Raw genomic sequence first — 7,537 nt, 5'->3', positions numbered from 1 at the left:
AGGTTTCTCTACAAGCTGAGCTCCCTATACAGGGAGCTTGCGTTTTTCAAACCTCTATATTCCCGCTTACCGTATCTGTCTGATGCGAGTGGATCATCCCTTTAACGATCGTGTTTCCAATGATCAAAGACTCCCTCGACGTATCGGTTTGAATGGCCGTTATCCGGTTTGCCGTATGGCTTCTGATCGTGTTATCGAGGATGGCCGATCCTGATGATTGGCCGAGATAGACGATAGTCGCGGGACCCGACGGTCTGGTTAGTGTAATGGTATTGCCGATCATCTCGTGGGAGCCAAAGGAGAGATACATTGTCACAACAAGCGGCGAATCTTCAATGACATTGCTGATGATTTTTGTTTGCTGATGAGTTGTGGAGTAAATCGGGAAATTTTCAAAACGAGTGATGGTGTTATGCTGAATGACGGCAGTGGCTGTATTTGTCACAGAAATGGAGTACGATTCGGGGACGATTTGAAACGATGCCGGGGAAATAAAGTTATGTTCGATGACCGCATTTCCCTGTGAAATCCATATTCCTCTGGAAAACAGCTTGATGACGTTTTGTCTGATATGAACGTCATCACCCGTGCTTCTCACCGCATGAATGACATTGGCAATGCTGTTATTGGAGAACGCGATATTGTCTGACTGTGTGATGCTGAGAGCGGTGCTGTTCTTTTTTTCCGGCATGCCGTTTTCAATCTCATTTCCTTCTATGAACATTTGTGATGCTTGAAATGCGAGAATTCCGATATTTTCAAAAGCTTCAATCTTGTTGCCCGAGACGAGAACACTTTTTCCGCGAAGGTCCATGCCTGTGGAGAAACCGGAGATTAAGTTCCCTTTGATCACCGCATTACTGCTTTCTTCCAAAGCTCCGACTCCCAAACCGGTAATACCTGTTCTCTGCCCTGTGGTTTCCGGATTTTTCTTTATGATATTGTTTGCGATGATCGTCCGGATTCCGTAGCCATAAGAAATCGTTCCGTCGGCATCATTCCCTTCAATTAGAACGGAGGTTCCATTGAAGTTCGAGATCGCACTATTGACATTGCCTTTTAAAAGGTTGTTTCGAATGGTGACATTGACAGGTTCTTCATAGACGGTCGTTCCCTCACTATAGCCTTCAATATCGATCCCAAAGCGCGGCTCTGTCCCATTACCTGTCCCGGCCTCCTCAATTCTGCACCCTTCCACAAGGACAAAATCACAGCCGGTTATTGAAATGTTGTTTCTGCGGGAACGCCTGATTTGGCAATCTATCACCTTGATGTGTTCTGACGGTTTATAGCCTTGGCCGCCGGAGCTGATAATGATGCCGTCGCCTGTGAAATCAGCGATTCTCACATTTTCGATCCGTACATTTGAAGCTCCCTCGACACAAATGCCAAATCCCCATTCGTGGGTCGGCCTCGGTGATGGCGTGTATGTGTGTTCATCCCTGTCTCCTACGATACTGCCTCCTGAAATGATAATATTGGATTTTCCGCCTATATAAAAGGCAGAGTACCCCCAGGAACGGTTTGGTTTAACTTTGATCACAACCTCAGCATCCATCAGAATCGTAATATTGCTTGGGACATTGATTCCTGCATTCCGAAACGGAACCCCTGGGTCGCCATTCAGCGTCCCGTCAATCAAATACGTGCCGTTTGGTATCCAGACCGTATTGTAGCCCATTGACTTTGTCCATCTCAAACATTCATTGATTTCCGCTGTACAGTCCGTTTTTCCGTCACCGACAGCTCCAAACTTTGTCACATCGGCCACAACCATCCTCATCTCCTCAGGTTGCTGCTGCAGCACGCTATTTTCAGCCTCCTTCCTGAAAACCTTCTCACAGACATGTATATGCAAATCTATGAAATTCGCTTGTACAAAAATAGATAAAATTTTATCGAAAAATCTTTCAAACTAGATTTTTCTAAAAAGTTTTTTTAAAACCCGGTGCAAAGGGGCTTCGCGACCATGTGCTTCATCTGCTAAACATTCAAATCGTTAGAGGTGTATTGACACGAACATTATATAAGAATATGATTTTTATAATAAGCTCAGAAAAAGAAGGAGTATTGCGAATGTCAAATCATCAAAAAGAAATTTTTCAAAACATTCCGCAAAAGGGTTTTTTTGGTCATCCCCGCGGACTCTTCACTCTATTTTTCACTGAATTTTGGGAGCGTTTCTCATACTACGGGATGAGAGCCATCCTGATCTATTATCTTTATACAGAGGTCACAAAAGGCGGCCTCGGCTTTGATCAAAGTACGGCAAACTCGATTATGGCCGTATATGGTTCCCTCGTCTACATGTCGGGCATTATCGGCGGCTGGATAGCGGACAGGCTCCTCGGAACTGCAAATACCGTATTTTACGGCGGCGTGTTCATTATGTTAGGCCACATTCTCTTATCTTTCCCTGGAAGCGTTCCTGCTTTCTTCATCAGCATGTTCTTGATCATTATCGGAACAGGGCTTTTGAAACCAAACGTTTCAAGCGTTGTCGGCGACCTATACAGCCCTGAAGATACACGCCGCGATTCCGGCTTCAGCATTTTCTACATGGGTATTAACCTGGGCGGTTTCCTTGCACCGATCATTGTCGGAACAGTCGGTCAAACTTATAACTACCATCTCGGATTCAGCCTGGCTGCCATCGGAATGTTTATCGGACTGATCACTTATATGATGACGAGAAAGAAGAACCTCGGATCAGCAGGAAGAACAGTGCCGAACCCGCTGACGCCTGCGGAGAGGAAAAAAGTGTTCGGACGCCTTGGAATCGGCGTACTGATTGTTGCTGTGATCGGCGCCTATTTAATCGTAAAAGGGATTATGACAATCAAATTGTTTACAATGATCGTCAGCTGTCTGGGAATTTTGATCCCATTACTTTATTTCATCGTTATGTACCGCAGCTCTAAAACAACGGGTGATGAACGTTCACGTTTGATTGCATACATCCCGCTGTTTATCGCATCAATGATGTTTTGGGCGATTCAGGAACAAGGTGCAAATATATTAGCCACTTATGCAGATAAACGGACTCATTTAGAATTTTTAGGCATCCAATTGCATTCATCATGGTTCCAATCGTTGAATCCATTGTTCATTGTTGCGCTCGCACCGCTCTTCGCCTGGATGTGGATGCGACTTGGAAACCGCCAGCCGTCAACACCGACGAAATTTTCACTGGGCTTGATTTTGGCCGGCTTATCATTCGTCGTGATGATTTTCCCTGCTTATATCAATGGCGCTGAATCACTTGCAAATCCGATGTGGCTCGTACTCAGCTTCCTGATTGTCGTGCTCGGGGAATTGTGTCTATCACCGGTCGGTTTATCAGCGACGACAAAGCTTGCTCCGGCTGCTTTCTCAGCGCAGACCATGAGCTTATGGTTCCTGTCAAACGCATCTGCACAGGCCATCAACGCTCAGATCGTTAGATTTTACAGGGTTGATACCGAAATTGCCTACTTCGGAATTATCGGAGGCGTATCGATATTATTAGGAGTTCTTCTGTTTATGCTCTCTCCTAAAATTCAAAAATTTATGAAGGGCGTACATTAATGAGAAACAACCTGTCGTTTTGACAGGTTGTTTTTTTTGGCTTCACACCATCCTCCCCAAGTCCTCTTCCCGCTTTTTAGCCGGGGATGATTTAGTTCTTTCTCCTTGAACACAATAGGTTATTTTTGTAATTTTATCAAAAATTAACACTTTGTTAATATTTAACTTATACAAATTTGCTAGTATAAATTTTAACAAAAAGGAGGTTATATCATATGAATTTTTACAAAGCCATTACTGTCTCAGCACTTGCAGCAGCTCTTTTCATCCCTTCGGGGAACGGGCTGCCGAACACAAAGGCTGCCGTGATGAAAGACTTTACGGTGAATGCCGATAGAGAAACGGAGCCTGTCGACACCGCCGATGACGCTGCGGATGATCCCGCCATCTGGGTTCACCCGGAACATCCTGAAAAAAGCAGACTGATTACCACGAATAAAAAATCAGGTTTAATCGTTTATGACTTGGATGGAAAGCAGCTTGCAGCCTATTCGTTTGGGAAGCTGAATAATGTAGACCTTCGCTACAATTTTCCGCTCGGAGGCAAAAAAGTGGATATTGCGGGTGCTTCCAATCGGTCAGACGGCAAAAACACAGTTGAAATTTACGCCTTTAACGGGCGTACAGCCCAATTAAAAAGCATTGTCAATCCTAAAAAGCCAATTCAAACAGACATTCAAGAAGTCTATGGATTCAGCTTATACCACAGCCAGAAAACCGGAAAGTTTTATGCGATGGTGACTGGAAAGAACGGAGAATTTGAGCAATATGAGCTGTTTGACAACGGCAAAGGACAAGTTGAAGGTAATAAAGTCCGCGCATTTAAAATGAATTCGCAAACAGAAGGACTTGCAGCAGACGATGAATACGGCGCACTGTATATTGGCGAGGAAGAAGCGGCTCTTTGGAAATTCAGCGCCGAACCGAATGGCGGTCACGCTGGAAAGATCATCGATCGAGCAGACGGAAACCATTTAACCGCTGATATTGAAGGATTGACCATTTATTATGGAGCAAATGGCAAAGGCTATTTAATTGCTTCAAGCCAGGGAGATCATCGATATGTCATCTATGACCGCCAAGGCGATAATGAATATATCGGAGCCTTTTCAATTGGAGACGGCCAAACCATCGACGGGACAAGCCACACGGATGGAATCGATGTCCTCGGCTTCGGCCTCGGCAAGAATTATCCATACGGCATTTTTGTCGCCCAAGACGGGGAAAATATGGAGAACGGCCAATTGGTGAACCAGAATTTTAAGATCGTTTCTTGGGAAAAAATCGCCGCACCTTTACATTCAAAACCAAACATAAATGATCAGGTCAACCCGCGCAGCCTGAAAAACCGCACAAAATAAAAAGCTGGTCCGCAGCGGCGTCCCGCGGACCCTTCTCCGCTCCCGTCTCACATGTTAAGATGAGGGCGATGGGGGGATGAATATGTGTTTCAACCTTTATACCGTTCTGTTTATCATTTTGGCTGTTTTTTCAAATTTGATCATCATGTATGTCTTTCATCAAGGCGTATTGGCTTACATTGCGGCCGTCGTTTTTCTGCTGCTTGCTGCTTACAGCACGAAGCCCGGACGGCCGCAATAAAAATCATAGTAATGCTCTTCTTCTCACTCCGTCTGACGGCTGCGCCGCAAAATGCAGGTTCCGTATGAAGCCAGTTTGACGGTTCCCTTTTTGCTCGTACCTTTCAGTACATCAGTATATGTCCCTTCAGGAAGGGCGATACTCTGATTTTCTGCTGTAAAATTCAAAAGGAAAATGTAGTCATGGCTGCCGTCAGTGCGGAGCTGGGCTGTGACCCCCTTCGGAAGCTCGGTATCAAGCACTTTGGCAATTCCGGTTTCTTCAATGAGCTTTGACAAGAAAGCCTCTTGAAAAGCGGCTTCATTACGTGAAGCGATGTAATACGCTTTCCCCGCTCCGAACAGATTGACTGTCAGCGCCGGACGGCCTGCATAAAAATCTTCTTCATAAAAAGCGAGCGCTTCGGCCCCTTCCAAATGAATCAAATCACAAAGCTCAGCGGCTTCATAACACCCGCCGAGACCAAGCCGATTGTCGTTGTCCATCACAATCTTGTTCTTCTGCCCGTCATGGAGCGCATCGATTTCTTCAGACCAAATGCCGAGCGTTTTTCTCAGGCCTCCTGGAAAACCTCCGAGAAACGCGAGATCATTTTCATCCGCAATTCCAGACCAGTAGGTGGTGACAAATGTTCCGCCGTTTTGAACAAACTGTTCGATCCTTTCAGCCGCACCTTCTTTCAGCATGTAGAGCATCGGTGCAACCACCAGTTTATACCGGGATAAATCCGCCTCCATATGAATGATATCGACCGGAACGCCTTCCTGCCAAAACGGCTCATAAAATGATTTAACTGTCCGTTCATAATGAAGACCGATATTGCGGGGCCCTTGAGCATCCTCCAATGCCCAGCGGTTTTCCCAGTCAAATATAATCGCAGCTTCCGGCTCAACTGTCGTTCCTGCGATCTCCTCAAGTTTGGCGAGCTTTTCACCGAGCTTTTTCACATCCTGAAAGACGCGTGTATGCTCAGATCCTTCATGATCGACGACTGCACCGTGAAGTTTTTCGCTAGACCCGCGGCTTTTTCTCCATTGAAAATATTGAACGGTATCTGATCCGTGCGCGACCGCCTGCAAGGACGATAATTCATGCATACCGGGCCGCTTCAATTTGCTGACATCATGCCAGTTCGTCATACTCGGTGTGCTTTCCATCAGCATGAACGGACGGCCGCCCTTTAACGAACGGTTGATATCGTGCACAAAACCAATGTCAGCTCCGAGCTTCGCGTCTTCCTGCCAATTGTTGTGCCATGTCGGATAGGAATCCCATGAGATGACATCAAGCAAATCGACGAATTTCCAATAATTCAGACCGGCATAAGTCCCCATAAAATTCGTGGTGATAGGCAGTTCAGGGTTAAAGGAACGGACATGGGCGATTTCGTGCCGGCAGAAATCAACTGTCTGGTCTGTCACAAAACGCTTCCAATCCAGGTTCAGACCGTGCAGAGCGTCCTCGCCGTGCGGAGCCGGTGATTCAATCTCATCCCAATCTGTGTAAGTATGGCTCCAAAACGCCGTCCACCATGCGTGATTGAGCTGATCAAGCGTTTTGTATTTGGCCAAAAGCCATTCTCTGAACTTGACCTGGCATAGATCACAATGGCATTCTCCGCCGTATTCATTGGAAATATGCCAGCCGATCACAGCAGGATGATTTGCGTAGCGTTCCGCGAGCTTTCCATTGATAATAGCTGTTTTTCTGCGATAGACAGGAGACGTATAGCAATGATTGTGCCGTTTTCCATAAAGATTGCGGACCCTGTTCCGCTCGGTTCTCAGCACTTCAGGATACTTTTTTGACAGCCATGCCGGTCGGGCGCCGCTCGGCGTCGCCAAAAACGCATAAATGCCGTTGTCTTTGAAAGCATCCAGCACCTGATCAAGCCAGTCAAATGAAAACCTTCCTTCTTCAGGCTCGAGAGAAACCCATGAGAAAATACCGACGGACATCACATTACAGCGGGACAGCTTCATCAAGCGGATATCCTCTTTTAAAATATCAGGATACCGGAGCCATTGATCAGGGTTGTAATCGGCTCCATGCAATAATCGGGGAACTTTCGGGCTGATCGGGGGAAATGATTTGACCATCTGCGTTTCATCCTTTCTTCCTCGTTTTGAAATGATGTGGAGACAGACAAAAACGCCTCCTCAGGTTAAACGCTTACAAAGGAATTAAGAAACTGTCTACTTGTTAGATCATATACTCTTTCCTCATTCAGCTTTCCTGCCTTTTGGACGGAAGGATTGAATTTATTTTTCTTTATTTGTAAAATATAATCTATCATTAACATTTTTGACTTTCTTTTCATACACTTGACTTAAGCAACTAATTATTATAAATTGATTAAAGCAACGAT

5 protein-coding genes are annotated in these 7,537 nt (G+C 45.6%); 3 read left to right on the top strand and 2 right to left on the bottom strand.

Annotated elements, in window-relative coordinates; all coding sequences use genetic code 11:
* Positions 1–46 precede the first annotated feature (46 nt).
* Positions 47–1,783: a right-handed parallel beta-helix repeat-containing protein gene (locus BTA30_RS01445; RefSeq protein ID WP_076758373.1), complete on the bottom strand. Its 1,737-nt coding sequence runs from the start codon at positions 1,781–1,783 to the stop codon at positions 47–49.
* Between the two features lie 293 nt (positions 1,784–2,076).
* Between BTA30_RS01445 and BTA30_RS01440 the strand changes: the two genes are divergently transcribed.
* The 3 genes from BTA30_RS01440 to BTA30_RS23290 all read left to right on the top strand — a co-directional run bounded on the left by BTA30_RS01440 (position 2,077) and on the right by BTA30_RS23290 (position 5,169).
* On the top strand, positions 2,077–3,567 hold the full coding sequence (locus tag BTA30_RS01440) for a peptide MFS transporter (RefSeq protein ID WP_076758327.1): 1,491 nt from the start codon (positions 2,077–2,079) through the stop codon (positions 3,565–3,567).
* Between the two features lie 215 nt (positions 3,568–3,782).
* Positions 3,783–4,928 (top strand): phytase, encoded by a 1,146-nt coding sequence (locus tag BTA30_RS01435; RefSeq protein WP_076758325.1) that lies wholly within the window; start codon positions 3,783–3,785, stop codon positions 4,926–4,928.
* Between the two features lie 82 nt (positions 4,929–5,010).
* On the top strand, positions 5,011–5,169 hold the full coding sequence (locus BTA30_RS23290) for a hypothetical protein (RefSeq protein ID WP_164470204.1): 159 nt from the start codon (positions 5,011–5,013) through the stop codon (positions 5,167–5,169).
* Between the two features lie 23 nt (positions 5,170–5,192).
* Here the strand turns inward: BTA30_RS23290 and BTA30_RS01430 are convergent, their stop codons facing one another.
* Entirely contained in the window at positions 5,193–7,268 is a 2,076-nt protein-coding gene (locus BTA30_RS01430; RefSeq protein WP_076758323.1) for a beta-galactosidase, read from the bottom strand.
* Between the last annotated feature and the right edge of the window lie 269 nt (positions 7,269–7,537).

Origin of the sequence: Bacillus swezeyi (genome assembly GCF_001969815.1) — a bacterium.
Taxonomy (GTDB): domain Bacteria; phylum Bacillota; class Bacilli; order Bacillales; family Bacillaceae; genus Bacillus; species Bacillus swezeyi.
The sequence above is the reverse complement of the archived record's forward strand: the minus strand, read 5'-3'. Positions and strand labels throughout refer to the sequence as shown.

Coding starts and splice junctions, on each gene's coding strand:
- BTA30_RS01445 (WP_076758373.1), bottom strand. CDS start 1,783: ATGAGGATGGTTGTGGCCGATGTGACAAAGTTTGGAGCTGTCGGTGAC.
- BTA30_RS01440 (WP_076758327.1), top strand. CDS start 2,077: ATGTCAAATCATCAAAAAGAAATTTTTCAAAACATTCCGCAAAAGGGT.
- BTA30_RS01435 (WP_076758325.1), top strand. CDS start 3,783: ATGAATTTTTACAAAGCCATTACTGTCTCAGCACTTGCAGCAGCTCTT.
- BTA30_RS23290 (WP_164470204.1), top strand. CDS start 5,011: ATGTGTTTCAACCTTTATACCGTTCTGTTTATCATTTTGGCTGTTTTT.
- BTA30_RS01430 (WP_076758323.1), bottom strand. CDS start 7,268: ATGGTCAAATCATTTCCCCCGATCAGCCCGAAAGTTCCCCGATTATTG.